We start from the raw sequence: 26,415 nt of genomic DNA on the forward strand, positions 1-26,415 counted from the left end.
CTCTCAACCCACCCCCGCGGCCGCCGCGGGGGGGGCCCCCCCCGGCCCCCCCCCGCCCGCCCCCCCCGCGGGGGGGGGGGGGCCCCCCCCCCCCCCCCGCCGGGGGCGCCCCCCCCCCCCCACGCCCGGAGCCCGGCGGCGACCTCAGCCTCCGGATCTACGGGTTCCGCTCGGTCAGCACTTTCCGCGATTCTCACAGCTGGACAGGCAGCCGGTCTGACCGCCGACGACCCAGCAGAGCTTGGCGTACCAATTTATGCCGTCGCAGTAGCAGGTCCGGTAGAAGTAGGTGTCAGCCTTCGCGGTCGCCTTCGGCACCAGCTTCTCGAGCACCCGGTCGCCGAGCTTTCCCAGAACACCGGTCATCTGAACTCACTCCTTCGTAGAGCGATGTGGACGACCGAAACGCTATTTTGAGGAAATACAGCCGCCGATACAGCCGAGCTACAGCCGGGCGGTGAGCAGTTTCTCCAGCACCGGATCACGCCGCATGCCGGGTGCCGCGAAGAGTTCACCGGCCCGGCGGGCGTCCTCCGCCGCGGCACGCGAGTCGCCCAGCACGGCGCGTGCCCTGGCGAACTGGCGGGTCACGGCGGCCTGGCCGTAGGCGTCACCGACCTGGGCGGTCAGCTCCGACGCCCGGGCCAGATCGGCCACGGCGGCGGCCGGGTCGTCCTGCCGCAGCCAGATCTCGGACCTGCTGAGCAGCACCTCCCACTCGTCCTCCCGGTTGCCGGTCTCCCGGCAGACACGCAACGCCTCCCCAAGTGTCACCAGCGCCTCGTCCCGGCGATCGAGCAGGCAGTAGGCACGGCCGAGCGCCGCCAGGGTGATGCTCTCCCCGAACAGGTCGCGGTCCGCCCTCCGGATGGACAGGCACCGCTCAAGGCAGTCCGCCGCCTCCACCGACCGGCCGAGCTGGAGCAGGACCTCGCCCAGGTTGTGCCTGACCATCCCGACCCGGTTCGACCCGTGCGCCTCCAGCAACCGCAGCGCCGCGGTGATGTGGGCGAGGGCGTCGTCGAGATCACCGGTACGCATGCTCAGCCAGCCCAGGTTGTGCAGGGCCAGCCCTTCCGCCTCCTGATCGCCCAGCTCACGCCAGAGTTCGAGCGCGCGGCGCAGGCACCCGCGAGCGGCGTCGATCCGGCCGGTCCGCCATTCCACCACTCCCAGCGTCGCCAGCGTGGACGCCTCCCCGATCCGGTCGTCGTGCCGCCGCGCCACCTCGGCGGCGAGCCGGATGATGGTCTCAAGCTCCTGCCAGTATCCGCACTTCGTCGCCAGAGACCTGACCAGCGGCACCAGATCGGTGACGAAGCGAGCGGTCTCAGGCTCCCCGGCCGACTGGGTGACGGCCGCTACCAGGCAGGGCATCTCGGTTTCGAACCACCGCACCGCCTCGGCGGGACTCCAGAAAGTCACCCCGGTGTCTCGCCCGCCCGGCGGGCTCCCGCCGGACCGCAGGTGCGGTTGCATCAGATCGTTCACCTGCCCGCACAGGGCGAGGTACCAGTCCAGGGCGCGCCGTACGGCCTGCGCCCGGTAGTCCGGCGGATCATGGGCCACGGCCAGCTCGGCGGCGAACAACCTCAGCAGGTCGTGCATGCGGAACCGCCTGTCGCCGGCCGGCTCCAGCAGGCGGACCTCCGTCAGCTCGTCGAGCGTGACCTCGGCCGCCTTCGGATCGACGTCGAGGAACGCGGCGGCGAGCTCGACGCTGACCTCGGGCACGTCGAGCACGCCGAACAGCCGGAAGGCACGCGCCGCCACATCCCTGGCGGGGCCCGCACCACCGGCCAGCGTTTCGTAGCTGACCTCGAAGCAGGACCGGATGGCCAGGTCGGCGGCCTGCAGCTCGTCCAGCCGCCGCCGCTGGTTGCGCAGCCGCTCGCCGAAGCTCGCGAGCGACCAGTCAGGGCGGGCGGCGAGGCGGGCACCGGCGATGCGCAACGCCAGCGGATGGTAGCCGCACCAGCGCGCGATGTCGGCCGCCGCCCCGCTCTCGGCGGCCACTCGCGAGTGCCCGACCAGCAGCGTGAGCATCCGCACCGACTCCGTCTCGTCGAGCACCTCGACGGCGACCGGCACGGCGTCCATGGTGGTCAGCGCGACCCGGCTGGTGACCAGCGCCGCGCAGCCGGTGCCCGCAGGCAGCAACGGCGCCAGCTGGGCGGCGTCGACCGCGTTGTCGAGAATGACCAGGACCCGCCGGTCGGCCAGCAGCGACTGGTAGTGGGTGGCCGCCTCCGCCGGTGTCGCGGGAACCTCTCCGCTCGGCACCCCCAGGGCTCGCAGGAAGCGGCCGAGCACCTCGGCGGGCTGCAACGGCGGCAGGCCCGGACTCGATCCCTGCAGATCGACATAGAGCTGGCCGTCGGTGTAGTGATCGGCCACGGCGTACGCCGCCCGTAACGCCAGTGTCGACTTGCCGACCCCGCCGGGACCGTGCAACGCCAGTACCCGCGGCCCGGCGCCCGTCTCCGAACCGCCACCCAGCCCCGGACCACCGCGCAGCTCCGAACCACCACGCGGTTTTAGATCACCGCCCGTCTCCGGACCGCCACCCAGCTCCGGATCACCGTACGGCTCCGGATCGCCGCACAGGACGGTGAGCATCCGGGCGAGCTCGGCCGACCGGCCGACGAACATCGTCGGCTCACGCGGCAGCTGGCGGGGCCGGGGATGGCGGCGCCCGTCCTCGGCTCGCACGGCCACGGTGCCTTCACCGGCCAGCGGCCTGTCCGGCGGCATCAGATCCGCATCGCGGCGCAGGACCGCCTGGTGCAGCCGGCGCAGCTCCGGCCCCGGATCGAGCCCGAGTTCGTCGGCCAGAACTCGGCGGGCCACCCCGAACACGTCCAGCGCCCCGGCGACGTCGCCACACCGGTACAGCGCCACGATCAGCTGGCCGTACAGCCGCTCCCGCAGCGGATACTGCCTGATCAGCTCGCGCAGCTGGGTGGCCACCGTCGTGTGCCTGCCGAGCGAGAGCTGGATCTCCGTGTACTCCTCCACCGTGTTCAGATACTGGTCGGTGAGGCGCGCGACCACCTCCCTCAGGGTCGGCCCCGGCGGCACGTCCTCGGCCGCCGTTCCCCGCCACAGCGCGAGAGCCTGGGCGTAGGCGTCCTGCGCCACGTCGAGATCTCCCCGGACCGACGCCTGGCGGCCGCATGCGGTCAGCGCCTCGAACTGGAAGAGGTCGAACTCGGTGGGCTCGACCCGCAGCAGATAGCCCGCCTCCGAGGTGACCAGCCTCTCGCCTGCCAGGCCGTCGGCCGGGGGCAGCAGCCTGCGCAGCTGCATGAGATAGGTGCGCAGGTTCGCCACGGCCGAACGAGGCGGCCGATCGTCCCACACCTCAGCCACCAGCGACCGGATCGGGACGACGTATCCGGCACGTGCCAGCAACATGGCGAGGACCGTGCGCTGCTTGGGCGCCGTGATCGGCACGGGTTCGTCACCGGTCTGGACGCGCAGCGGGCCGAGGATCCGAAACTTCACGATCTTGTCCTTCTCACGCCCTCCGGCAGTGGCTACAGGGCCGATCCGCCCAAGCGGCGCAGCGCGACGCCGAGCAGCCGGTCGGCGGGGAAGAACCCCCGCTGCCGGGAGTCGACGCTGTCGGGGTTGTCCCCGAAGACCACCACCGTCCCGGAGGGCACACGATCCACACCGTCATCGGCGGGAACCCCCGCCGGCACCGGGTCGCCGGGGAGCGCGACGACTCGCTTGATGTTCCAGTGCCGGCCGTCCGATGCGGGCGGTCCGGGCATGAACCGGCCCGAAGAGTCGAGCGGGGGCTCCAGCACGACGACATCGCCCCGGCTCACCTGGTCGATCCGGCGCCGCCGTACCAGAACGCGATCGCCGTCGGTCAGCGTCGGCATCATGCTGACCCCGTTGACGGTGATCACCATGTAGCGCCGACGAGCCCAGAAAGCACCCGCGACCAGCATGAGAACACCGATGAACAGCCCACGAATGATCAATTTCACCCTGTCTTTCGCCTTCGATCCGAGGGAGAATGATCCATTCTGGGAAACGATCTCCATTGACGGGAGGTCTGTCAACCGGTCCGCGATCCCGTCGGCCGGGCGTACGGTCAGACCTGGGGCGGCCGGTGCCACATCGTCAGCCGCATCAGCCGGATGTAGCCCATCGCCTCGTAAACCGGCTGGCCGTCGTCGCTCGCGATGAGCGTGGCCGGCTCGGCCGGCCCGACGAGCGTGGCCGCCCACGTGAGGGCCGCGCCGATGCCCCGGCCGCGATGCGACGGCAGGGTCGACACCCACTCCACGTCCACGATGCCGTGCCCGAGACGGGCACCGGAGGTGGCCACCGGGCGGCCGTCGGCATATCCGACGAAGAGCCGGATCGGGCCCCGCAGGACCCGCACGTCGCCGAGGATCGTGCCCTGCGCCCCCGGCAGGGGATACGCCTCGACGAGGGTGTTCACGAAATCGTCCAGCGTGCGCCGGTCGGTGACCGGGACGATCTCAAACCCGCGGGGCAGCGGGGGCGGCATGCCTCCCGGCGGGCGCATCATGAACGGGGGATGCCCCATCAGCTCCATGCCCGTCGCGCCGAGGTCGGGCGTCGGCCACGCCGACAGGAGCACGAAGTGACGCTCGGGCGGGTAGAAGTTCATGAGCCGCCGCAGCGTGTCCGGCAGATCGATGTAGGCCGGCGGCCGGAGCAGCACGGCGGCGTTGTCGAACATGATCGGAGACACCGGGTCGGCGACGGCGAGGTCATCCCAGCGCTCGGACCGCCCACCGGAACACGACGCCACGAAGGCGTTGCGATCGGCGTTGGCCAGCACGAACCGGCGCAGCAGGGAGTCACCGGCCTCCAGATCCGGCTCCCACCCGTCGGTGAGACGCTCATCGGACACGTGCCACACCCACTCCCCGGCGTGTCGGCGGCCTGGTCCAACCTGCCACACCCCGAGTCTAGGACCGTCCGGCCGATCGGTACGCGGCTTACGGCGCGTCGAGAAAGGCCGTCACCTCGGCGACGAAGTCCTTACGGGTGACGATCGCGTGCCCCGCTTCGGGATACATGACGAACTTCGCGTGTGGCATCCGATGGGCGGTTTCGGCGAACATCTCCGGCGTCCAGAAGTAGTCCCGCCCGCCGCAGATCACCAACGTCTCGGCCTCGATCCCGCCGAGCCGCTCATACACATCGAACGCGTCCTCCCCGCGCAACACCGCGATCGGGTCGGCGGGGTTCTCGACCTTCATCAACGCCATCAGCCTCAGCGGCACCGCCAGCAGCCGCCGCAGCACCCAGTTCTGCGTGACCCCAGCGGCCAGCGCGGACCCACGGATCCGGCCGCTCCGCTCCAGACCGCGCAGCAGCTCCAACTGAGCCCGCTTGCCCACCGGACCCAACCGGTAAGCCGCACTCGCCACCACCACCCGGCGCACCACCTCTGGATGGTCGGCAGCAAGTTGCAGAGCGAGCGAACCACCAGTCGAATGACCCAGCACGTCGACCGGCTCGCCGAAATGATCGGCCAGGCTCTCCGCATGGCTCGCGGCGATGTCCGCGAACGTCGTCCCCGCCGGAAGACCCTGCGCCCGGTTCGTGAAGTAGACCTCGAAGCCCGCTCGAACGAGCGGCTTCACCGCCCCCAACGTGATCGACCGCTCCCAGCCCTCGGGGTGGGTGTGATTGAACGTGAGCCCGGCCATATACACCAGCGGACGGCCCTTGCCCACCCGGAGGTAGGGTTCACCGCCCTTGAACACACCCTTGAAGGCGTCGTCTACCGGCCGCCCCCTCTTCGTCCTCTTCACTCTTGCCCCAAATGTTTCCGACGGCTCACTACCGTTACCTGAAATGTGATCAAATGCGAGCACAGGTCAGGCAGCCGTGGCCTTGCGGCCACGGCCTTCCCCGGTTTCCCGGGGTTCCCGCTTCACCGCCGACCGCCCACTCGGGGTGGGTCTTACACCGGCTCCACGGGCGTTTCGCGTCTCCCCGCAACTCTGGGCGACGTCGTGCTCATACCGGGCCGCGAGTGCGGCCAGGTTGCGTGCGGCGTTGACGTCCCGGTCCAGGACCAGGCCGCAGGCCGCACAGGAGTAGGTGCGCTCCGACAGGGCGAGCTTGGCTTTCACCGCGCCACAGGCCGAGCACGTCTTGGAGGAGGGGAACCAGCGGTCGGCCACCACCAGCCGCCCGCCGCGCCAGGCGGTCTTGTAGGCGAGCTGCCTGCGGGTCTCGGCCATGCCGACATCGGCGACCGCGCGGGCGAGCTTCCGGTTGGCCAGCATCCCGGCCACGTGGAGGTCTTCGACCACGACCGTGCCGTAGGTGGCGGCCAGCCGGGTGGTGAGCTGGTGCAGCCCGTCGCGTCGCTGGCCGGCCACCCGGGCGTGCGCCTTGCCCAAGGCGGCTTTGGTCGTGTGCCAGCGCGTGGAGGCCTGGCGCCTGCCGCCGTCCGGGGTGCGCGGCCCGACGCGGCGGGCCAGTTCCTTATTCAACCGGCGCAACCGGCGCAGCGCCGCCCGGTGGTGCTTGGGGTTGTCGATCGTCTCGCCGGTGGACAGCACCGCCAGCGCCCTCACCCCGAGATCCACCCCCACCACCGCGTCCGGGCGGGCCGGGGCGCGATCGGCGCGGTCGATCTGGCAGGTGAACGCGACGAACCACCGCCCGCCCTCGGCCCGGATGGTGGCCGACAGGATCCGCCCCGTGCCGCGTTCCAGGTGCCGGGCGAGCTTGCGGGTGGATTCGGCGGTGCGGATGGTGCCCAGCCGGGGCAGGGTCACATGGCGGCGGTCGGCCTCCAGCCGGATGACACCGGTGGTGAACCGGCACGACAGCACGGTGCGGTGCTTGGACTTGAACCGGGGGAACCCCACAGGTTTGCCTTTCCGCTCGCCCCTGCGGGAGGCCGACCAGTTCTTCAACGCCCGGGCCAGCCCGTCCAGGCCGCTGCTGTAGGCCTCTTTCGAGTTGTCCGCCCACCACGGCGCGACCGCGCCCTTGGCGGCGTTCCACGCCCGGCGCAGCGCGGGCAGCGACCAGGGCACCTCGGTCAGCAGTTCCTCGGGCATCCCATAGGTCTTCTCCGCCTCCCGCTGCTCCAGAGCGGCCTTAACGTGGGCCAGACCCCAGTTGAAGGCGAACCGCGCCGCACCGCAGTGCGAGGCCAGCGCGCCCTGCTGCCAGGGCGTGGGGCTGAGCGCGTACCGGTACGCCTGGACGACCTTCACGAGGTCTGGCGATCAGCGGCTTTGACGGCGGTGACCGGGATGGACGCATCCGACAGCAGCCGCATCAGCTTGGGCCGTCGCTCATTCACCCCCGAGCCGATCTCGGTCACCGACGCCACCACGGCCAGTGCGGCGCTGGTGGCGAAAGAGGTCAGGCGGGCTGTCTGCCGGTCCAGGTCGGCGCGCTGATCGTGGGAGGACACCCGTGCGTACAGCGCGGCCCCGCCCGGGCTGTCGGCGGCCGGAGCGTCCACGACGATCGTGCCGGTGGGCAGACGGCGGGCCGGGACGGGCATTTTGCCTTCCCGGAACCACCGGTAAGCGGTCTGCGGGTGAATGCCCTGCGACCGCGCCCACTGGGCAAGCTTCACGCACCCATTGAACATGCGTTCGTTCGCGTTCGCTCGCGTTTTAGTGAACAGCTCCCGACCCTGCGACGAGATCATGGCTCAGGAGCACACCCGCACCCAACACACCCCAAAACAAAACCAGCGGGCCCCTTGTCAATCAAGGAACCCGCTGGTTGGGTGCTGTGCGCCGCCAGGGACTCGAACCCCGGACCCGCTGATTAAGAGTCAGCTGCTCTAACCAACTGAGCTAGCGGCGCGTGAAGCCCTTGAAGGATAGCGCACTTCGAGGAGAGCTTCGAAATCTCGCAAGATCAGCGGCTAAGCTAGAACAACATTCGGTCCTGTCTTGGAGCACACATGTGGTTCGCCTCGCCCGCCGACGTCCGCGACCGGCTCACCGCCGTGGACTACCTCGCCGACGACTCCATAGCGACCTCGATCTTCCTCGCCGGCGCGCTCGGCAAGCCACTGCTCGCCGAAGGCCCGGCGGGCGTGGGCAAGACCCAGCTCGCCAAGGCCGTGGCCGCGGCGACCGGTGCCCAGCTCGTCCGGTTGCAGTGCTACGAGGGACTCGACGAGGCCAGGGCGCTGTACGAGTGGAACTACAAGAAACAGCTGCTGCGGATCCAGGCCGGGAGCGGGCAGGACTGGGACACCACCCACGATGACATCTTCACCGAGGAGTTCCTGCTCGAAAGGCCGCTCCTGCGAGCGATCCGCTCCGAGACCCCGACGGTCCTGCTGATCGACGAGACCGACAAGGCCGACGTCGAGGTCGAGGGGCTGCTGCTGGAGATCCTGTCCGACTACCAGGTCACGATCCCCGAGCTCGGCACTATCACCGCCGTGCGCAGGCCGTACGTGGTGCTGACCTCCAACGCGACCCGCGAGCTCTCCGAGGCGCTCAAGCGCCGCTGCCTCTACCTGCACCTGGAGTATCCGACACCGGAACGTGAGCGCGACATCGTGCTGGCTCAGGTGCCCGCGATCGAGGCGAGTCTGGCCGAGCAACTCGCCCGCACGGTCGCCACGATGCGCGCTCTCGAACTGAAGAAATCCCCCTCCATCGCCGAGACCGTCGACTGGGCCAACACTCTGCTCGCGCTGGGCCGGACCGAGCTGGACGAGGCCGCGGTCGGTGCCACCCTCGGGGTGGTGCTCAAGCACGCCTCCGACCAGGCCCGGGCACGCAAGGAGCTGGGCCTGTGAGCGGCCGGACCGGCGGAGCCGGAGCGGAGGCCGGGACGTGAGCCTGCTCGATCGGCATGTCGGCTTCGTACACGCCCTGCGCGCGGCCGGGCTGCCGGTGTCGCTGGCCGAGGGACTGGACGCGGCGAGGGCGCTGGAGGTGATCGACCTGAGCGAGCGGGAGTCGCTGCGCGCCGCCTACGCCTCGACCCTGGTCAAGCGGTCCTCGCACCGGCCGGGTTTCGACACGCTCTTCGACCTCTGGTTCCCCGCCTCGACCACCGGTCCGTACGGCTCCGGCCCGGAAGGCGGCCCGCGCCCCGAACAGGAGCCGCGCCCGGAAGACGGCCCGCCTCCCGCGGGGCCGGATCCGCGGACCGCCGAGATCCCTGAGCTGCGAGACCGGCTGGCCGAGCTGCTGCTGGGCGCCGACGGGATGAACGCGTTCGCCCGCGCGATGGTGGAGCGCTTCGGCCGCCAGCCCGCGAGCCCCGGACGGCAGAACTGGTTCTCCTACTCGGTGCTGCGGGCGCTGTCCCCGGAGACGCTCATGGCCCGGCTGCTCGCCGAGGTCCTGACCGGCCAGGAACGCGGCGGCCTGGCCGAGAAGGTCGCCCGGCAGCGGATCAATCAGAACATCCGGCGTTTCGAGGACGCCGTCTCGGCCGACGTGCGCCGGCGAATCGCCGAAGACTCGGGAATCGAGCGGATCGCGCGCTCCGCCGTACGGCCTCCGCTGGAGCAGATCGACTTTCTCCGGGTGACGAAGGCCGACCTGGCCAGGCTGCGCCGGGAGGTCCACCCGCTCGCCCGCCGCCTGGCCGCCCGGCTGACCGTCAAGCACCGGCTCGGCCACCGCGGCCGCCTGGACTTCCGCCGGACCGTGCGGGCCTCGCTGTCCAGCGGCGGGGTGCCCCTGAGCACCTTCAACAGGCCACGCCGCCCGCACAAGCCCGAGCTGGTCATCCTCTGCGACACCAGCGACTCGGTCGCCTCCTTCGCCCACTTCACGTTGCTGCTGACCTACGCGCTGCGCGAGCAGTTCGCCAGGGTCCGCGCGTTCGGCTTCGTGGACACCGTGGACGAGATCACCCGCTTCTTCGTCCCCGGCGCCGACGTGGTCGAGGCGATGACTCGGCTGATCAGGGAGGCCGACATGGTGCGGTTCGGCCGGACCAACTACGGCCAGGCTCTCGAACGGTTCGCCGAGCGGTACGGCGACGCCATCGGGCCGAAGACGTCCCTGCTGATCCTGGGCGACGCGCGGTCCAACTACCAGGCGCCCGCACTGGAGACGCTGAGCCGCCTGAGCCGGCAGGCCCGGCACGCCTACTGGCTCAATCCGGAACCGATGAGCCAATGGGACACCGGTGACTCGGTGGCCACGGCCTACGGCGGGGTCGTCCCGATGTACGAATGCCGGAACGTGGTCCAGCTGGCGGCCTTCATCGAGGAACTCGCCTGACCGGACTCCGCCGGACTCCGGCGCTCGCGAAGGTCAGCCCATCCGGCGCAGCACCCGGGCGGCGGTCCGGGTCAGCAGCTCCACCTGAGCCTCGTCGAACTCCGTACGCGGCCCGGCCAGGATCCAGCGCGCCGTCAGACGCGGCTTGAGCAGGGTGAGCCCCTCGGCCGTGACCGTCCCCCGGAGTTTCCCGCCGTGCACCGCGAGCAGTGGCTCGATCGTCACGGGGATGCCCGACTCCCGGGAGAGCACCTCGGCCAGTGACTCGGAGGCGCTGACGAGCGCCTTGGCCACCGACGAGCCGTACTTCTCGCCGAGGAACAGCCGGTCGCCGTAGCGGGCGATCTCGGTCTCGGGGTCCCAGGCCTCGTTGTCGACCACCCAGATGCCGCCGGGGCCGATGACCAGATGGTCGATCGAGGCCTGTCCGGGCACGGCGCGGCCGTCGAGAACCTGGTAGCCGAACCTGCGGAGCCTGCGCCGGAGCAGCTTGCCGGTGATCGTCTCTCCACGGCGCCTGCCCCGCCAGACCGCGGTGGCCTCGTATGAGTACCAGGCCCAGATCATGTCGGCGACGCCGACCAGCAGGCCCAGCACGAGCCCGACCACCACCGGTCCGGGAAGGTCGAACCGGTAGGCGAGCACGATGCCCGCGGCGAAGCCTCCGGCCGCCTTGAGCCCGCGCATCTTCCAGCGCTGGTCGGCTTCCTTGCGCCAGAACTGTTCGTACATGACCTGCGGCGACAACCCATGAACCTGGTCGTCAGGCGTCACGTAGATCGATCCGCCAGGCACAGCGAACCCCCGAGGGTCAAGTGGTGGGAAAGAGGCGGATCTGCCACGCTGAAGATCCCCGACTATCAAATACCCAAGTGGGGGCTCCAGGCATCCAAAGGTGATGGAAATAACACAGCGCAGATACGTGCTCATTCTTTAACCGACCAGTCGGTATGCTAGCCGCACCACACCAGGGGGACAGATGACTCAGGACCAGGAGCCAGTACGGCAGCGACTGCTCGCCGAGGCCACGCGCTTGTTCGCCGAGCGGGGCTTCGAGAGCGCCTCGGTGCAGGAGATCGTCTCAGCGGCCGGTGTCACCAAGGGCGCCATGTACCACTATTTCGACTCCAAAGATGATCTGCTCCGCGAGATCTACGGACGCGTGCTCCGCATGCAGATGGAGCGGCTGACCCGGATCGCCGACGGGCCGGGCCCGGTGGCCGAGCGTCTCCACACCGCCGCCGCCGACGTCGTGCGGACCACGGTCGAGAACCTGGACGACTCCAAGATCTTCTTCCGCTCGATGCACCTGCTCGCGCCCGACACCCGCAAGAGCGTCCGCGCCGAGCGCCGCCTCTACCACGAGCGTTTTCGCGACCTCGTCTCCGAGGGCCAGCGCGAGGGCGTCTTCAGGACCGACACCCCCGCCGAGATCGTCGTCGACTTCTTCTTCGGCTCGGTCCACCACCTGGCCACCTGGTACAACGCCGAAGGCCCGCTCTCCGGCGCCGAGGTCGGAGCATACTTCGCCGACCTGCTGCTCACCTCGCTGCGACCCAAGGCGTGAACACGGGTCAGACGGGAGCGGGCAGGTCCGCCAGGACCGCCAGCGCGTCCCGGTGGGCGCCAGGGGTGCCGAGCGCGATCTCCGTCGCCTTGGCGCGCTTGAGATAGAGATGGATGGGATGCTCCCAGGTCATCCCGATTCCGCCGTGGAGCTGCACGCCTTCCTCGGCGACGTGCACCGCCACCTCCGAGCACCAGGCCTTGGCCACCGCCGCCGCCAGCTCGCGTCCGCGAACCGCCTCCGCGCCTTGAGACGCGGCCGGTTCCGGGCCGGTGGCCAGCAGGTCGACGGCGTTCCTGGCCGCGGCACGGGCACGCACCACATCAAGCCAGAGATCGGCCATCCGATGCTTGATCGCTTGGAAGGACCCGACCGGCCTGGCGAACTGGTGGCGCTCCTTGATGTAGGCGAGCGTCGTGTTCAGGCACCACTCGGCGACCCCGAGCTGCTCGGAGGCGAGCAACCCCGCCCCGAAGGCCAGCACTCCCCGCACGTCAAAGTGACCGGTCATCTCGCCCGGGGCGTCCGAGAGCGTGACGGTGGCGATCGGCCGGGTCAGGTCCAGCGACGGCACCGCATCGACCCGGGCGTTGCCCGCCTCCACCGCGTAAAGCGCCGTTCCCACGGGGACGAGCAGCACATCGGCCACATCCGCGCCGGCCACCGCCCTGATCTCCCCGTTCAGGATCGACCGGTCCGTGACGGTCACGCCCTCCGGCAACGCCCGGTACGGCGAAGCCGCCAGAGACATCGCGAGCGCCGCGGTGATCTCACCCGAGGCGAGCCGCCGGACCAGGTTTTCCTCACCGGCCCGAAGCAGAGCCTCCGTCGCGAGCACGGAACTGGTGAGGAACGGCACCGGCGCCACCGCCCGCCCCAGCTCCTCCAGCACCACCGCGGCCTCCCGCGCCGACGCCCCCGCCCCGCCGTACTCCTCCGGCACCAGCAGCCCCGCCACCCCGATCTCCCGCGACAGCGTCTTCCACAGATCCATGTCGTACGGCGAGGCGGACTCGACCCGCCTCAGCACGGCGTCAGGACCGCAGCGGTCCGCGAGCAGGTCCCGCACGGAGGCCCGAAGCTCCTCCTCGACCTCGGTATAAAGCAGTGTCACCGGTCGCTCACCACTCCTCATTCGCTCCGCGGAGCACTCGTCCCTCGCGCCCCACTCCACTCACTGCGTCGGGTTCCCTCCGCGTCACCGGTCGCTCACCACTCCTCATTCGCTCCGCGGAGCACTCGTCCCTCGCGCCCCACTCCACTCACTGCGTCGGGTTCCCTCCGCGTCACCGGTCGCTCACCACTCCTCATTCGCTCCGCGGAGCACTCGTCCCGTCACCGCGGCAGGTCCTTCCAGGGCACGTCCTTGTCGACGCGGGGCTCCGACGGCAGGCCGAGCACCCGCTCGGCGACGATGTTGCGCAGGATCTCCGAGGTGCCGCCCTCGATCGAGTTCCCCTTGGCCCGCAGGTAGCGATATCCGGGGTCCCTGCCGAAGAAGTCCACGCTGTCGGAGCGGCGGAAGGTCCAGTCGTCGTAGCCGAGCCCCTCCTCCCCGCGCAGCTCCACATCCAGCCCGGACAGCGCCTGGTTGAGCGTGGCGAAGGAGAGCTTCATGCCCGAGCCCTCCGGGCCCGGCTGCCCGGCGGCCAGTTGCTCGCGCAACCGCGCCCCGGCCAGCCGCGTCACCTCCGACTCCACCCAGAGCCGTAGCAGCCGCTGGTGCAGGTCGTGGGTACGCAGGTCGGGCCGGGACCGCCAGGTCTCGGCGACCACGCCGACCATGCCGCCGCCCTGGCGGACCGGCGCGCCGCCGATCGCCACCCGCTCGTTCATGAGCGTGGTCTGCGCGACCCGCCACCCGTCGCCCACCTCGCCGAGCCGCAGGGAGTCGCTGAGCCGTACGCCCGTGAGGAAGACCTCGTTGAACTCCGCCTCCCCGGTGATCTGCCGCAACGGCCTGACCTCGACGCCCGGAGCGTGCATGTCGCACACGAAGTAGGTGAGTCCTCGGTGTTTGGGCACGTCCGGGTCGGTTCTGGCGACCAGGATCGCCCATCGGGCGTGGTGGGCTCCGGAGGTCCACACCTTCTGCCCGTCCACGACCCACTCGTCGCCGTCGCGGACCGCCCGCGTGCCGAGCGTCGCCAGGTCCGATCCGGCGCCGGGCTCGCTGAAGAGCTGGCACCAGATCTCCTCGCCGGTCCACAGTGGCCGCAGGAATCGTTTCCGCTGCTCTTCGGTGCCGAACGTCAAGATCGTCGGCGCCGCCATCCCGAGCCCGATCCCCTGCACCCCGGTGTCGAGCTGCGGTGTCCCGGCCAGCTCTCGCTCCACCACGTTCTGCAGCTCCCGGGGGGCACCGAGCCCGCCGAGCCCCTCGGGGAAGTGCACCCAGGCCAGCCCGGCGTCGAACCGGGCTCGCAGGAACTCCAGCCGGTTCCCGGGGTCGTGCCCGGCGAGGAAGGCGACGGCGCGTCCCTTGATCGCCTCTTCATCCAACGCCACGAATGTTCCCTTCATCGGAATTCTGGGCGGAGCCCCCGCCCGCGTCCGGCTTCCTCACCGGCGTGCCGTACGGCAGGCGGGGCATGGTGGTGTCAGGTCATGTGTTTCTTGAGCTCGCGGTAGGCCAGGGAGCGCTTGTGGACCTCGTCGGGCCCGTCGGCGAGCCTCAGCGACCGCGCGCCCGCCCACAGGGCCGCCAGCGGGAAGTCCTGGCTGACGCCACCGGCGCCGTGGGCCTGGATGGCCTTGTCCAGGATCCATTCCACGTCCCGCGGGGTGGCGATCTTGATGGCCTGGATCTCGGTGTGGGCGCCACGGTTGCCGACGGTGTCCATCAGCCAGGCGGTCTTCAGCACGAGCAGCCGGAGCTGCTCGATCTTCACCCGCGACTCGGCTATCCAGTCCTGGACGACGCCTTGCCGGGCGATCGGCTTGCCGAACGCGGTTCGCGACAGGGTCCGCGTGCACATCAGCTCGACGGCCCGCTCGGCCATTCCGATCAGCCGCATGCAGTGGTGGATCCGCCCGGGCCCGAGACGGGCCTGAGCGATCGCGAAGCCGCCGCCCTCCTCGCCGATCAGGTTGTCCACCGGCACCCTGACGTCGTCGAACACGATCTCGGCGTGCCCGCCGTGGTCGGCGTCGGAGTAGCCGAACACGTGCATGCCCCGCCTGATGTCCATCCCGGGTGTGTCGCGAGGCACCAGGACCATTGACTGCTGCCGGTGCGAGGAGGCCTCGGGGTCGGTCTTCCCCATCACGATGAAGATCTTGCAGTTGGGGTTCATCGCCCCGGAGGCGAACCACTTACGCCCGTTGATCACGTATTCGGAGCCGTCCCGGGCGATCGACAGCGCGATGTTCGTGGCGTCCGACGACGCGGTGTCCGGCTCGGTCATCGCGAACGCCGACCGGATCTCCCCGCGGAGCAGCGGCTCCAGCCACTCCTTGCGCTGCCACTCGTTGCCGAACATGGAGAGGACCTCCATGTTGCCGGTGTCGGGGGCGGCGCAGTTGGTCGCGGTGGGGGCGATTCTCGGCGAGCGTCCCATGATCTCGGCCAGCGGCGCGTACTGCAGGTTGGTCAGCCCCGCGCCGTGTTCGCCCGGCAGGAACAGGTTCCACAGGCCCCGCCTGCGCGCTTCCTGCTTCAGGTCATCCATCAGCGGGGGGCTGGCCCACCCGCTCTCGGCCGCCTGGGCCTCGAAGGCCTCCTCCGCCGGGTACACGCACTCGTCCATGAAGTCGAGCAGCCGTGCCCGCAGCTTCTCGGTTGTGGCGTCGAACGCGAAATCCATGGCTCTCCTCACGTCTCCCAGGAGCGTACCGACCGGACGGTATGAATGTCGACACGCTCTCCATCCGAACCTACGGAGCCCGCGTCCCTCATGGTTCCGCGGGCGGCCCGACCGCGGAGTGGTCGCCGAGGACATACCCCGAGTGGACCTTCTGGCGAGCGCGCCGCCGTCCGTAGGGTCGCCTTCATGACCTCGAACATGCCCGCCCCCGTCACTCTCGAAGGCGACGTCGTACGGCTGGAGCCGCTGAGCCTCGCCCACGTCCCCGACCTGTTCCTGGCCGGTGGCGGCGACGACGAGGTGTGGCGCTGGCTTTCGGTCCCCGCCCCGCGCAGCGAGAACGAGCTGGCGAGCATCGCGGCAGAGGTGATCGACGGCCCGGAGTGCGTGCCGTTCGCGGTGATCCTCAAGGAGACCGGCCGCGCGGTCGGCTGGACCACCTACATCGACACACCGGGATACGCCGACAGCATCGAGATCGGCTGGACCTGGTACGGCAGAGCCATGTGGCGCTCGGCCGTGAACACCGCCTGCAAGATCCTGCTGATCGACCACGCCTTCGACAAGCTGGGCGTGAACCGGGTCCAGCTCAAGACCGACATCCTCAACACCCGCTCCCAGGCCGCGATCCAGCGCATCGGTGCCGTCCCCGAGGGCGTCCTGCGCCGCCAGCGCCGCCGCCCGGACGGATCCTGGCGCGACACCGCCTACTTCAGCATCCTCGACGACGAGTGGCCCGCCCACCGCGCCCGTCTCCTGGCGCGGTGACCCCTGACGTCGCACCCATGGCGCTCCGACGCCCCGGCCTGGCCCCCTGACGCCCCGGTGCCAGAGGCTAGGCCAGCATTCCCCTCAGCAGTTCCCTGGCGCCGAGGCGAAGGTCGTCCAGGGTCGGCTCGGCACCGGCTCCGACGATGGCGTCGAACATCACGCCTTCACTGAAGGCGACTATCTGGCGGCCGTGCCGTACCGGATCCGGTGATCCCACGGCGGAGAGGAGCGCGACCGTGGGATCACGGAAACGGACCCCCACCTCGTCATAGATCTTGCGCAGCTCGGGGCGGCGGGTGGCCTCCAGGGCCAGCTCGTAGCGGGCGATCGTCCGGCGGCGGTCGACGGTCAGCTGGACCCAAAGCACCCGGGCAGTCATCTCGGCTGCCGTGTCCAGCGCATCCGTCTTCGAGGTGTCCTTCGCCATGTCGAGGATGGGCCCGAATATGGTCACCTCCAGCTCGGTGAGCCGCTCCAGGGCCAGCGCCAGCAGCGCCGAGCGGGTGCGGGCGAGGTTGGAGGTCGAACCCGGCGGCAGCCCGGCCACCTCGTCCACCGCCCGGTGAGTCAGACCACGCATGCCTCGCTCGGCGAGCAGGGTGATGGCGGTCTCCGCGATGATCTCGGCGCGCTTGGACTTCACCCTCCGATACTACATTTGTAGTCAAACTACAGGTGTAGTAGCGTCAACTACATCCGTAGTTAAGGAGAGGTCATGGCACGAGCAGTGGTGATCGGAGCGGGAATCGGCGGGCTGACGGCGGCGGTGGCGCTGCGGCAGCGGGGCTGGGACGTGACGGTGTTCGAGCGGGCGGCGTCCTTGGAACCGGTCGGCTCCGGGCTGTCCGTCTTCGCCAACGCTCTCAAGGCCCTGGACACGATCGGTGTCGGTGACGACATCCGCAAGCTGTCCGTGCTCCAGGGCGAGGGCGGCGTGCGGCGCCCGGACGGCCGGTGGCTGATCAAGACCACCAACGAGGCGACCTCCGCCCGGCACGACGGCGACTCCGTGGTGCTGCTGCGCCGCGCCGACCTGGTCGACGCGCTTTCGGCGCGGCTGGAGCCCGGCATGCTCCGGCTGAACACCACGGTGAAGGGCGTGGACTCCGAGAACGGCCGGGTGACCACCGACGCCGGCGAGGTGGAGGCCGATCTGGTGGTCGCCGCCGACGGCATCCACTCGGTCACCCGAACCACGCTGTTCCCCGGCCACCCCGCTCCACGCTATGCCGGGATCACGGCCTGGCGGATGCTCGTCCCCAGCGAAGGCATTCCCGGTCAAACCCACGAGAGCTGGGGCCACGGCAAGATCTTCGGGGTCCTGCCTCTGGCCGGCGGTCTGACCTACTGCTATGCCACCGACGCCGTCCCGGCCGGTGGGGGCGGCGGGGACCAGCGGGCGGAGTTGCTGCGCCTGTTCGAAAGGTGGCACGACCCGATCCCGGAACTGCTCGCCGCGACCAAGGCGGAGAACGTGCTCAGGAACGACGTCTACCACCTTGAGACCCCGCTGCCCGCGATGCACCGGGGCAAGGTCGCGCTGCTGGGCGACGCGGCCCACGCCATGACCCCCAACATGGGCCAGGGCGCCTGCCAGGCGATCGAGGACGCGGTGGTGCTGGCCCACGTCGCCGGGAAGGGCGCCGGGCTGGCGGCCTACACCGCCGCCCGGTTGGAGCGGACCGCGAAGATCGTGGCCCGGTCCGCGTCCATCTGCCGGCTCATCCGGATCCGCAACCCGCTGGCCGTACGGCTGCGCGACACGATGCTCGCGCTCACCTGGCGGCTCGCTCCGCAGCGCGTGAACGGCGCGCTGGACGAGGTGATCGGCTGGAACCCGCCTACGACGTGATCGAGGTGGTCTCCGAAGACGTGACCGGCGCGGGCTCCTGGGACGCGACCGACGCCGTCCCCTGGGACGCGAGCGGCGCGGGCTCCTCCGAGGCGCCCGGCGCGGTCTCGTGAGCGGAGGCGCGGGTACCGCTGTGATCCGGGGACAGCCGCCCCAGCGTGACGGTTCCCCAGATCAGCAGCGCGGCGGCCAGGAGCGCGGGGACCACGTTCACCAGGCCGGTCGGCATCGCCTCGTCGAGCAGGAGCGCCCCGGCGAGAATCGAGGTGACGGGGTCCACCACCTGGACCGCCGCGTAGGCGATGCCGAAGTAGCCGACCTCGTAGGACTTCTGCAGGAGAACCACCGCGCAGATGAGCAACACCGGGATCGCGAGCGTGAACCAGCTCAGCAGCCTGCTCAGGTCACCCTCCAGACCTCCGCCCACCACCCGGACGAAGGTGGACACGCTGGCCGTCACCGCACCGGCGCCGACCGACAGCAGCAACGCCTTGGCCGAGCCTTTCACCTTCCGCGCGCCCAGATGAGCCGCGAGCACGACCAGCCCGACGCAGCCGAGGAAGGCGAACGCCTCCTGGTTCGTCATGTGAGGTTTCACGGAGTGGCTGGGGACCAGCAGCATCAACCCGAGCAGCCCGACGGCCACCGCGACCGACCCGAAAATCTCCGCCCTGTGCGGCCGCCTGCCGTGGAGCATCGCCGCCAGCGGCACCGCGAAAACCAGTGTCGCCACGCTGATCGGCTGCACCGCGACCAGCGGCGCGAAACTGAGCGCGACGGCGTGCAGGGACGCGCCGGTGAACCCGATCACGCCGCCCAGCCACCAGCGGGGGCGCTTCATCAGCTTGAGAGAGGCTCCCTCGGAAACCGCCTCGAACTGCTGGAGCGCGGCCCCCAGCGCGTATCCCAGTGCGCCGATCAGAGCGATCGACATCCCGACCCAAGTCATCGCCACCCACCGGAGATGATCGGGCATGGGTAAAAGAATGATTCTCGGGTCATCCCGCAAGCTTAGAGCGCCTGGCGAACATGTAACGGCTCACCCAAGCCCGGATCAGATCCCCGTCCATGGCCGGGGCGGCCGTCGGGCCAGGTGGCAGCCACAACGGCGAATGTTCGCAGAGCACCGCAAGCCCCCATATTCTTCATGATTTCTCGCGATTCTTCGTGATTCCTAATGCTCTATCGCGTTCCTTGTGACGCGGCTCACGGATCGGGCACCAAGACCCCACCGCGCGGATCCCGTCCTTCGGAGCGGCCGGAGCGGTCGAAGCAGAAGAAAACGCGGAACGGCCTCGTATTCGGCCTCCGAATTCCACCGACGGGCCTCAGGAAACCCCGGGCCGGCATTGTTCACTCCCGGGACGGATGGCGGCGCGAGGAGTCCTGAGCGGGGAATCCCGGACGGGGCTACTCCCGGGGCGGGCAGACGCAGAACAGGTGGCCTTCGGGGTCGGCGAGCACGACCCAGCTGCCTTCTCCGGGCTGGAAGTCGGGCTTGGTGGCCCCGAGGGTCAGGTAGTGCTCCACGGCCGCGTCCAGGTCGGGGACCCGGACATCGAGGTGGAACTGCTTGTCGGCGCCCGGCCAGGAGGCCGGCTTGCGGTCCAGGTTCTGCTGGAAGTAGATGCTCGTCGTGCCGTCGCCGATGCCGGCGTAGGTGTCCTCGGCGTACTGGACCTCGTAACCGAGAACCGCCGCGTAGAACTCGGCGAGCCGCTTGGGCTCGGCGCAGTCGATGTTCACGGCGATGAGTTGTGCGGTGATCGTCATGACGCTCATCGTGCCGCCCATACCTGTCACGTGACGTCAGGATTTCCAGCGAATGTTCCTCGATCGGACGGGCCGCCGGTTAACCAGTGGATGACGCCTCGGCCGCCTCGGTAGGGTCGGCGCGTGCCGACGCTCATCTTCTCCCCGCCCACCGCCCGATAGCGGGCGGTTCTCTCTCCTGACGACCGGGTCCGGGCGACCCGGTGAGTGGTTGCTGCCCGCATACGTGCGACCTGGCGACAATCACTTCATCTGGAGAGATCTTCATGACGCATGTCTCCGTACGGCGGGGCCTGCTCTACGTATCCATCGCGGCGACCGCCTGGGGCACCGGCGGCGCCGCCGGAGCGCTGCTCTACCGGGCGGGCGGCCTCGGTCCCGTCGCGGTCTCGTTCTGGCGGTTCGCCGCCGGGGCGATGATGCTCCTGCTGGCGTCCCACCTCTTCGGCCGGGGGCGCGGCTCCGCCCTCGGGCGGATCACGCCTGACAGGCTTTCCGGCCTCGGGCGAACCGTGATCACGGGTGTGGCGATGGCCGTCTACCAGACCGCCTACTTCGCGGCGATCGCCGAATCCGGCCTGGCCGTGGCCACCGTGGTCACGATCGGCGCCACGCCCGTCTTCGTGGCCGCCGGCGCGCGCCTGCTGCTGCGCGAGCGGCTGGGCGCGGCCGGGCTGGGCTCCGTCGCGATCGCCCTGATCGGCCTGGTCATGCTGACCCTCGACGACGGGTCGGCCACCTTCTCCGTGCCCGGCGTCTGCTGGGCGCTGGTCTCGGCGGCCGGCTACGCGGGTGTGACCCTGCTCAACCGCGCCTCCGCCGGCGAGCCGTACTCCACGGCGATGGGGGGCTTCGTCGTCGGAGGGCTCTGTCTGCTCCCCGTCGCGCTGGCCCAGGGTCTTCTGCCGGAAAGCGATCCGCTCTCCTCCTCGGCGATCATCGTCTATCTCGGCGCGATTCCGACGGCCCTGGCCTACGGCCTCTTCTTCACCGGCCTCGCCACGGTGCGGGCCACGACGGCCGCCGTGATCTCCCTTGTGGAGCCGGTCGGCGCGGCGCTCATCGGGGTGTTCGTCCTGGACGAGCGGCTCACCCCGCAGGCCGTCGCGGGTGCGGTCCTGCTGCTCTTCGCCGTCGCTCTGCTCGCTCTCAGCGAGAAGAAGGGTGCCCGGCCATCGGCGTGAGCCGCTCCCGGCGAATCGACGCCCCGGACACGCCCGGCTTCCGCCGGAAATTTCTCCCTCACGACCACTAAACCACGACATTCAACATTAATACGGAGATTTTATGATTTCTCAAAAAACACAAGAGCCGGCCAAGCCAAAGAAAGCCAACTCCTCCACACTTACCCAAAAAACAGGACAATAAGGGAATTAATCACTTCATTTCCGATAATTCACCTCATATCGTGATCCTATAAACGCCGGGCCGCCGAACGATCCCTGCCGGCGGCCGACCAAGGAGGAGATGCCCATGAACGGCAGGCGACGCCTGATGTTGCTCGGCTCAGCGCTTCTCGCAACCCTCACCCTCGGACCGGCCGCGACCTCCCCGTCCTCGGCCGCCTCGGCTCCGGCACCGGCGGCAGGGGCTAATACCCCGCAAAGCGCGGCGGCGAGCAGGGCGACCCGGGCCGAGCCCACTCCGAACAAGCCGCAGGAATACTGGGCGGCCTACGAAAAGGGTTACGACGACGCCGGCAAGATGTGCGACAAACAGGCCGGCTTCTCTTACAAGGAATCGGATGACTGGGACAGAAAGGGCTGGGTGGACGGTTACAACGCCGGTCACCAGGAGCTTTGCTAGAAGCCCGGCTCCGCCGAAAAGCCGGTTCCGTTGAAAACCCGGCTTCGCCGGAAGGACACACCGGATCGCGGGGCCCGGGACGCGGGCCCCGCGAGAAGGGTGTCGGTCAGTCGATGGGTCAGACCCCGCGGGAGATGCTCACCTACATCATCTCTGTCAGTCGAACATGTCGGGCTCGGCGGCGGTGATCTGGTCGTAGAGGGGCTGGAAGTTGATCCATCCGACCAGGTCGTTGCCGATCTGCTCGTAGGTGAGCTTGGCGTTCTCGTGCTCGATCGAGACCGTGGGGCCGGCGGCCTTGGCCAGGAGCTGGGCCTGGCACGAGCGCTCCATCGTGATGAACCACCAGGCGGCGGCGTCCACGGTGTCGCCGACGGTCAGCAGGCCGTGGTTTCGCAGGATGACCGCCTTGTAAGAGCCGAGAGCCTGGGCGATACGGCGGCCCTCCTCGGTCTCCACGACCACGCCGGTGTAGTCGTCGAACAGTCCGTGGTCCTCGTAGAACGCGCAGGCGTCCTGGGTCAGCGGTTCCAGGAGCACGCCCATCGACGACAGGGCCTTGCCGTGCACCGAGTGGCTGTGCGCGGCGGCGACCGCGTCCGGCCTGGCCTGGTGGACCATCGAGTGGATCGCGAACGCCGCCTGGTTGACGTGGTAGCGGCCCTCCACGACCTGGCCCTCGTGGTTGACGAGGATCAGATCACTGACCTTGATCTGCTTGAACGACATGCCGAACGGGTTCACCCAGAAGTGGTCGGTGTGCTCGGGGTCGCGGGCGGTGATGTGCCCGGCCACACCCTCCTCGAAGCCGAACCGGCCGAACAGCCTCAAGGCGGCCACCAGGCGCTCCTGGCGGTGGCGGCGTTCCTCCTCCACTGTCTCGAACTTCTGCGGCAGCCGGAAGGTGAGCCGGTCGGCGGGGATCGGCTGCAGGTCGGACAGGCTCATCGTGCCTCCAGAGCGGAAGAATCAAGATCTGCGGGTGTACGGTAACCCGCCAGCCCGAGAGTGAGGTCGAGCTCGGCGAGCAGGCTCCGCACCACGTGGCGCACGCCGTCCTCGCCGCCTCCGGCCAGACCCCAGACGTACGGCCGGCCCAGCAGTACGGCACGTGCTCCGAGGGCGAGCGCCTTGAAGATGTCGGATCCGGTGCGGATGCCCGAGTCGAACAGCACGGTCAGCCGGTCGCCCACGGCCGCGGCGATCCCGGGGAGCGCCTCCAGCGAGGCCACGGCGCCGTCGATCTGCCGGCCTCCGTGGTTGGAGACGACGACGCCGTCCATTCCGGCGTCGGCCGCGCGCCGGGCGTCGTCCGGGTGCTGGATGCCCTTCAGGACGATCGGCCCGTCCCAGTTGTCGCGGAGCAGGGACAGCTGGTCCCAGGTGTGGGAGCGGCCGTTGAACATCGGCGCCCACTGCATGATCGCCGCGCTCAGGTCCTCCTCGACCGGACGTTCCAGCCGGGATCTGAACACCGGGTCCGACAACGGGATCGCCAGGCCGCTGCCGCGCAGGAACGGCAGGTAGCCGTGGTCGAGGTCGTTGGGCCGCCAGGCCAGTGTCCAGGTGTCGAGGGTGACGACCAGGGTGTCGTAGCCGCTCTTGGCGGCCCGGTCGAGCAGGCTGAGCGTGACGCCGTCGTCGTGTGGCCAGTAGAGCTGGTACCACCGGGGGCCGTCCGCTTCGGCGACCTCCTCAAGGGTGTGGGAGGCGGCGGTGCTCAGCACCGTGGGGATGCCGAGCGAGGCGGCAGCCCTGGCGGTCGCGAGCTCTCCCTGCGGGTGCACGATCGACTGCACGCCGATCGGGGCGAGCGCGACGGGCGCGGGATACGTTCTGCCGAAGAGCTCGGTGCTGAGGTCTCTGACCGAGACGTCGCGGAGCATCCTGGGGACGATCCGCCAGCGGTCGAACGCCTCGCGGTTGGCCCGATCGGTCGCCCCGGTCCCCGCCGAACCGGCCACGTACCAGTAGGGCTCGGAACCGAGCCATTCTTTCGCAGCCTGTTCGAGCTTGGTCAGATCCGTCGGATACGGCGGGCGCACCCCTGCCAGACCGTTGAGGTAGATCTCGTATTGGTAGTCGGAGAAGGCCACCGGCCTAGCCTGTCCCCCATCACCTTCCATGTCCATATCTCACAGAATTGAATTCTGTTCAGCGGGAGGGCACCGGCCTGGAAAAGCCGCTCATCGGCGGATAAGCCCGGGCCGCACCGGTAGGGCGCGGGTCCCAACACCCCGAAACGGGGTCCTGTCCCGGGACGGATGATCCACCAGGTCTGTACGGTGGGGCGACGACCGGGAACGTGGACCCGGAGATGGGCGTTGGAGGGGACGTGGCCTCGATAACTCGGTTCGTCAGGCGGTTCCTGGAGCGCCCCGGCTCGATCGACCTGAAACCCTTCGAGCGGATCGTCGCGGATGCCGGGACGCGCGAGGAGCGGATCAGCGGGCTCGCCGAGCTGCCGGTTCCCTCCACCGACGACCTGGCCGAGTTCTGCGCGATCGCGCGGGAGGCCGCGCACCGCACGCTGGGCCTGCGGCCGTACGACGTGCAGCTGGTCGGCACGCTCGCCATGCTGTCGGGAAACGTCGCGGAGATGGCCACCGGCGAGGGGAAGACCCTGTCCGGGGCGATGGCCGCCGCCGGATACGCCCTGCAGGGCAAGCGCGTCCACGTGATCTCGGTCAACGACTACCTGGCCCGGCGGGACGCCGAGTGGATGGGCCCGCTGTACGAAACGCTGGGCGTCTCGGTCGGCTGGGTCGGGGAGACCTCCACTCCCGACGAGCGCCGGGCGGCCTACGCCAAGAACGTGACGTACGGCTCGGTCAGCGAGATCGGCTTCGACGTGCTCCGCGACCGGACCCGCGTCGACGTGGCCGACCTGCTCGTGCCCGAGCCGGAGGTGGCACTGGTCGACGAGGCCGACTCGGTGCTGGTCGACGAGGCCAGGGTGCCGCTGGTGCTGGCCGGGGCCGCCGACCCGGGTAACGCCGTGCCGGAGATGGCCGCGCTGGTCCGCCTGCTGGTCAAGGGCTATCACTACGAGCTCGACGACCAGGCGCGCAACGTCCACCTGACCACCAAGGGCATCGACGCCGTCGAGCAGGCGCTGGACCTGGATCTCTACGACAGTCCCGCCACGCTGACCGAGGTCAACCTCGCCCTGCACGCCCACGCGCTGCTGACCAAGGACGTCGACTACATCGTGCGCGAGGGCAAGGTGCACCTGGTCAACCCGTCCCGGGGCCGGGTGGCGCTGCTGCAACGCTGGCCCGACGGGCTGCAGGCCGCGGTCGAGGCGAAGGAGAAGCTCCCGCCCTCGGAGACCGGCGAGATCCTCGACTCGATCACCGTTCAAGGGCTGATCACCCGTTACCCCCAGCGGTGCGGCATGACCGGCACGGCGGTCGCGGTCGGAGACCAGCTCCGCGAGTTCTACGACCTCAAGGTGGCCGTGGTCCCGTCCAACCGGCCGTGTGTACGGATCGACGAGCCCGACCGGCTGTTCGAGCACGCCATGGAAAAGGACCACGCCCTGGTCGATGAGGTCGTCCGGGTGCACGCCACCGGGCGGCCGATCCTGATCGGCACCCTGGACGTGGCCGAGTCCGAGCGGCTGGCGCTGACCCTGAGCGGCCGCGGCCTGGAGTGCGTGGTCCTCAACGCCAAGAACGACGCCGAAGAGGCGTCGATCATCGCCGGAGCCGGAGAACGCGGCGCGATCACGGTCTCCACCCAGATGGCCGGGCGCGGCACCGACATCCGTCTCGGAGACGGCGTGGACGAGCTGGGCGGGCTGTACGTCATCGGCTCCGGCCGCCACACCAGCAGTCGCCTGGACGACCAGCTCCGTGGCCGTGCCGGTCGCCAGGGCGACCCCGGCGGCTCGGTCTTCCTCGTGAGCGGGGAGGACGAGCTGATCACCCACTACGTGGCCGACGAGTACGCCAGGGGCGTACCCGACCGCGGTCTCGTGGGTCATGCCCAGCGCGTCGCCGAGGGCGTCAACATGGAGATCCACCGCAACACCTGGCGCTACACCCGCCTCACCGAGCTCCACCGAAGCATGGTCCTGGAGCTCCGCGACAAGGTCCTGCGCGGCCGCTCGGCCGGTGACGCCCTCGCGGCGGGCGTTCCGCAGCGGTGGGCGGAGCTGGAGGAGACCGTCGGCGAGGATGTGCTGCACGACGCCGCCCGGCAGGTCGTGCTGTTCCACCTCGACCGCTGCTGGGCCGACCACCTGGCCGATCTGGCCGAGCTCCGCGAGGGCATCCACCTGCGCGCCCTTGGCCGCCTCAACCCGATCGACGAGTTCAACAAGGAGGCCAAGCCCGCCTACCAGCGCATGCTGGCCGAGATCGAGTCGCGCTCGATCGCCACCTTCGAGACCGCGACGATCACCGCCGACGGCCTCGACCTCGACGGCGCGGGTCTCAAGCGCCCCACCGCCACCTGGACCTACCTCGTCCAGGACAACCCTTTCGGCACCGAGTGGGAGCGCATCCTCAACCGCCTGAGCACCAAGGTCCGCCGCCGCTGACGGGACGAGCACCACGACGGCCAGCGGCGCGGGAACACTTGACGGGTGGGCGCTGC

The 26,415-nt window shown here is 69.8% G+C and carries 24 protein-coding genes and 1 tRNA gene; 8 read left to right on the forward strand and 17 right to left on the reverse strand.

Features of this window, described 5'->3' with window-relative positions:
- Positions 1-174: 174 nt before the first annotated feature.
- The 8 genes from ACFY2X_RS21560 to ACFY2X_RS21595 all read right to left on the reverse strand — a co-directional run bounded on the left by ACFY2X_RS21560 (position 175) and on the right by ACFY2X_RS21595 (position 7,842).
- Positions 175-366, reverse strand: coding sequence for a hypothetical protein (locus tag ACFY2X_RS21560; protein WP_389940304.1), 192 nt, complete (start codon positions 364-366; stop codon positions 175-177).
- A gap of 78 nt (positions 367-444) precedes the next feature.
- The gene (locus tag ACFY2X_RS21565) at positions 445-3,507 is read right to left on the reverse strand and encodes a BTAD domain-containing putative transcriptional regulator (RefSeq protein WP_389940306.1); all 3,063 of its coding nucleotides are present in this window, start codon (positions 3,505-3,507) and stop codon (positions 445-447) included.
- Positions 3,508-3,539: 32 nt separating this feature from the next.
- Entirely contained in the window at positions 3,540-4,001 is a 462-nt protein-coding gene (lepB, locus tag ACFY2X_RS21570; protein WP_389940308.1) for a signal peptidase I, read from the reverse strand.
- 107 nt (positions 4,002-4,108) lie between these two features.
- Complete coding sequence (locus ACFY2X_RS21575; RefSeq protein ID WP_389940310.1) at positions 4,109-4,900, reverse strand: GNAT family N-acetyltransferase; 792 nt, start codon at positions 4,898-4,900, stop codon at positions 4,109-4,111.
- A gap of 88 nt (positions 4,901-4,988) precedes the next feature.
- The gene (locus tag ACFY2X_RS21580; protein WP_389940312.1) at positions 4,989-5,762 is read right to left on the reverse strand and encodes an alpha/beta fold hydrolase; all 774 of its coding nucleotides are present in this window, start codon (positions 5,760-5,762) and stop codon (positions 4,989-4,991) included.
- A 114-nt stretch (positions 5,763-5,876) separates the two neighbouring features.
- A complete protein-coding gene (gene tnpB / locus ACFY2X_RS21585; protein ID WP_389940313.1) occupies positions 5,877-7,235 on the reverse strand; it encodes an IS607 family element RNA-guided endonuclease TnpB in 1,359 nt (452 codons plus the stop codon).
- The gene (locus ACFY2X_RS21590) at positions 7,232-7,606 is read right to left on the reverse strand and encodes a recombinase family protein (protein WP_389940315.1); all 375 of its coding nucleotides are present in this window, start codon (positions 7,604-7,606) and stop codon (positions 7,232-7,234) included. The genes tnpB and ACFY2X_RS21590 overlap by 4 nt, the downstream gene beginning before the upstream one ends.
- A 162-nt stretch (positions 7,607-7,768) precedes the next feature.
- Positions 7,769-7,842 (reverse strand) — tRNA-Lys (locus tag ACFY2X_RS21595).
- A 100-nt stretch (positions 7,843-7,942) separates the two neighbouring features.
- Between ACFY2X_RS21595 and ACFY2X_RS21600 the strand changes: the two genes are divergently transcribed.
- Both ACFY2X_RS21600 and ACFY2X_RS21605 read left to right on the forward strand, forming a co-directional pair.
- A complete protein-coding gene (locus ACFY2X_RS21600) occupies positions 7,943-8,794 on the forward strand; it encodes an AAA family ATPase (RefSeq protein WP_389940316.1) in 852 nt (283 codons plus the stop codon).
- A gap of 37 nt (positions 8,795-8,831) precedes the next feature.
- Entirely contained in the window at positions 8,832-10,238 is a 1,407-nt protein-coding gene (locus tag ACFY2X_RS21605) for a VWA domain-containing protein (RefSeq protein ID WP_389940318.1), read from the forward strand.
- A 33-nt stretch (positions 10,239-10,271) separates the two neighbouring features.
- On the opposite strand, the gene ACFY2X_RS21610 is transcribed toward ACFY2X_RS21605, so the two are convergent.
- Positions 10,272-11,012 carry a nuclease-related domain-containing protein gene (locus ACFY2X_RS21610; RefSeq protein ID WP_389940320.1) on the reverse strand — a complete coding sequence of 247 codons (741 nt, stop codon included), beginning with the start codon at positions 11,010-11,012 and terminating at the stop codon, positions 10,272-10,274.
- 205 nt (positions 11,013-11,217) lie between these two features.
- Here ACFY2X_RS21610 and ACFY2X_RS21615 point away from each other — a divergent pair, with 205 nt between their 5' ends.
- Entirely contained in the window at positions 11,218-11,805 is a 588-nt protein-coding gene (locus tag ACFY2X_RS21615; RefSeq protein WP_389940322.1) for a TetR/AcrR family transcriptional regulator, read from the forward strand.
- Positions 11,806-11,812: 7 nt separating this feature from the next.
- Here ACFY2X_RS21615 and ACFY2X_RS21620 read toward each other — a convergent pair whose 3' ends face one another.
- The 3 genes from ACFY2X_RS21620 to ACFY2X_RS21630 all read right to left on the reverse strand — a co-directional run bounded on the left by ACFY2X_RS21620 (position 11,813) and on the right by ACFY2X_RS21630 (position 15,611).
- Positions 11,813-12,919 carry an acyl-CoA dehydrogenase family protein gene (locus ACFY2X_RS21620; protein ID WP_389940324.1) on the reverse strand — a complete coding sequence of 369 codons (1,107 nt, stop codon included), beginning with the start codon at positions 12,917-12,919 and terminating at the stop codon, positions 11,813-11,815.
- Positions 12,920-13,140: 221 nt separating this feature from the next.
- Complete coding sequence (locus tag ACFY2X_RS21625) at positions 13,141-14,328, reverse strand: acyl-CoA dehydrogenase family protein (protein WP_389940326.1); 1,188 nt, start codon at positions 14,326-14,328, stop codon at positions 13,141-13,143.
- A 77-nt stretch (positions 14,329-14,405) separates the two neighbouring features.
- Positions 14,406-15,611, reverse strand: a complete 1,206-nt coding sequence (locus ACFY2X_RS21630) for an acyl-CoA dehydrogenase family protein (RefSeq protein ID WP_389940328.1) — start codon at positions 15,609-15,611, stop codon at positions 14,406-14,408.
- Positions 15,612-15,797: 186 nt separating this feature from the next.
- On the opposite strand from ACFY2X_RS21630, the gene ACFY2X_RS21635 reads away from it, so the two are divergent.
- Positions 15,798-16,379 (forward strand): GNAT family N-acetyltransferase, encoded by a 582-nt coding sequence (locus ACFY2X_RS21635; protein ID WP_389940330.1) that lies wholly within the window; start codon positions 15,798-15,800, stop codon positions 16,377-16,379.
- A 67-nt stretch (positions 16,380-16,446) separates the two neighbouring features.
- Here ACFY2X_RS21635 and ACFY2X_RS21640 read toward each other — a convergent pair whose 3' ends face one another.
- Complete coding sequence (locus ACFY2X_RS21640; protein ID WP_389940332.1) at positions 16,447-17,025, reverse strand: TetR/AcrR family transcriptional regulator; 579 nt, start codon at positions 17,023-17,025, stop codon at positions 16,447-16,449.
- Between the two features lie 72 nt (positions 17,026-17,097).
- Here ACFY2X_RS21640 and ACFY2X_RS21645 point away from each other — a divergent pair, with 72 nt between their 5' ends.
- Positions 17,098-18,234, forward strand: coding sequence for an FAD-dependent oxidoreductase (locus tag ACFY2X_RS21645; RefSeq protein WP_389940334.1), 1,137 nt, complete (start codon positions 17,098-17,100; stop codon positions 18,232-18,234).
- Here ACFY2X_RS21645 and ACFY2X_RS21650 read toward each other — a convergent pair.
- Both ACFY2X_RS21650 and ACFY2X_RS21655 read right to left on the reverse strand, forming a co-directional pair.
- Positions 18,224-19,210: a DMT family transporter gene (locus ACFY2X_RS21650; protein WP_389940336.1), complete on the reverse strand. Its 987-nt coding sequence runs from the start codon at positions 19,208-19,210 to the stop codon at positions 18,224-18,226. The two genes, ACFY2X_RS21645 and ACFY2X_RS21650, sit on opposite strands and share 11 nt — an antisense overlap.
- Before the next feature lie 434 nt (positions 19,211-19,644).
- On the reverse strand, positions 19,645-20,007 hold the full coding sequence (locus tag ACFY2X_RS21655) for a VOC family protein (RefSeq protein ID WP_389940338.1): 363 nt from the start codon (positions 20,005-20,007) through the stop codon (positions 19,645-19,647).
- 266 nt (positions 20,008-20,273) lie between these two features.
- Between ACFY2X_RS21655 and ACFY2X_RS21660 the strand changes: the two genes are divergently transcribed.
- On the forward strand, positions 20,274-21,191 hold the full coding sequence (locus ACFY2X_RS21660; protein ID WP_389940340.1) for a DMT family transporter: 918 nt from the start codon (positions 20,274-20,276) through the stop codon (positions 21,189-21,191).
- A gap of 289 nt (positions 21,192-21,480) precedes the next feature.
- Entirely contained in the window at positions 21,481-21,813 is a 333-nt protein-coding gene (locus tag ACFY2X_RS21665) for a hypothetical protein (RefSeq protein ID WP_389940342.1), read from the forward strand.
- Positions 21,814-21,969: 156 nt separating this feature from the next.
- Here the strand turns inward: ACFY2X_RS21665 and ACFY2X_RS21670 are convergent, their stop codons facing one another.
- Together ACFY2X_RS21670 and ACFY2X_RS21675 are read right to left on the reverse strand one after the other, a co-directional pair.
- Positions 21,970-22,761, reverse strand: coding sequence for a class II aldolase/adducin family protein (locus tag ACFY2X_RS21670; RefSeq protein ID WP_389940343.1), 792 nt, complete (start codon positions 22,759-22,761; stop codon positions 21,970-21,972).
- Positions 22,758-23,909, reverse strand: a complete 1,152-nt coding sequence (locus tag ACFY2X_RS21675) for a lactate 2-monooxygenase (protein WP_389940345.1) — start codon at positions 23,907-23,909, stop codon at positions 22,758-22,760. Before ACFY2X_RS21675 ends, ACFY2X_RS21670 begins: the two co-directional genes overlap by 4 nt.
- Positions 23,910-24,148: 239 nt before the next feature.
- Here ACFY2X_RS21675 and secA2 point away from each other — a divergent pair, with 239 nt between their 5' ends.
- Positions 24,149-26,359, forward strand: coding sequence for an accessory Sec system translocase SecA2 (secA2, locus tag ACFY2X_RS21680; RefSeq protein ID WP_389940347.1), 2,211 nt, complete (start codon positions 24,149-24,151; stop codon positions 26,357-26,359).
- The last annotated feature ends 56 nt before the right edge of the window (positions 26,360-26,415 follow it).

This window comes from Streptosporangium sp. NPDC000396, from assembly GCF_042898655.1.
Lineage (GTDB): Bacteria > Actinomycetota > Actinomycetes > Streptosporangiales > Streptosporangiaceae > Streptosporangium.

Excerpts from the sequence above, each read along its gene's own strand:
- ACFY2X_RS21560 (WP_389940304.1), bottom strand. The coding sequence starts at position 366 with ATGACCGGTGTTCTGGGAAAGCTCGGCGACCGGGTGCTCGAGAAGCTG.
- ACFY2X_RS21600 (WP_389940316.1), top strand. The coding sequence starts at position 7,943 with ATGTGGTTCGCCTCGCCCGCCGACGTCCGCGACCGGCTCACCGCCGTG.
- ACFY2X_RS21615 (WP_389940322.1), top strand. The coding sequence starts at position 11,218 with ATGACTCAGGACCAGGAGCCAGTACGGCAGCGACTGCTCGCCGAGGCC.
- ACFY2X_RS21625 (WP_389940326.1), bottom strand. The coding sequence starts at position 14,328 with ATGAAGGGAACATTCGTGGCGTTGGATGAAGAGGCGATCAAGGGACGC.
- ACFY2X_RS21630 (WP_389940328.1), bottom strand. The coding sequence starts at position 15,611 with ATGGATTTCGCGTTCGACGCCACAACCGAGAAGCTGCGGGCACGGCTG.
- ACFY2X_RS21635 (WP_389940330.1), top strand. The coding sequence starts at position 15,798 with ATGACCTCGAACATGCCCGCCCCCGTCACTCTCGAAGGCGACGTCGTA.
- ACFY2X_RS21645 (WP_389940334.1), top strand. The coding sequence starts at position 17,098 with ATGGCACGAGCAGTGGTGATCGGAGCGGGAATCGGCGGGCTGACGGCG.
- ACFY2X_RS21650 (WP_389940336.1), bottom strand. The coding sequence starts at position 19,210 with ATGCCCGATCATCTCCGGTGGGTGGCGATGACTTGGGTCGGGATGTCG.
- ACFY2X_RS21655 (WP_389940338.1), bottom strand. The coding sequence starts at position 20,007 with ATGACGATCACCGCACAACTCATCGCCGTGAACATCGACTGCGCCGAG.
- ACFY2X_RS21660 (WP_389940340.1), top strand. The coding sequence starts at position 20,274 with ATGACGCATGTCTCCGTACGGCGGGGCCTGCTCTACGTATCCATCGCG.
- ACFY2X_RS21665 (WP_389940342.1), top strand. The coding sequence starts at position 21,481 with ATGAACGGCAGGCGACGCCTGATGTTGCTCGGCTCAGCGCTTCTCGCA.
- ACFY2X_RS21670 (WP_389940343.1), bottom strand. The coding sequence starts at position 22,761 with ATGAGCCTGTCCGACCTGCAGCCGATCCCCGCCGACCGGCTCACCTTC.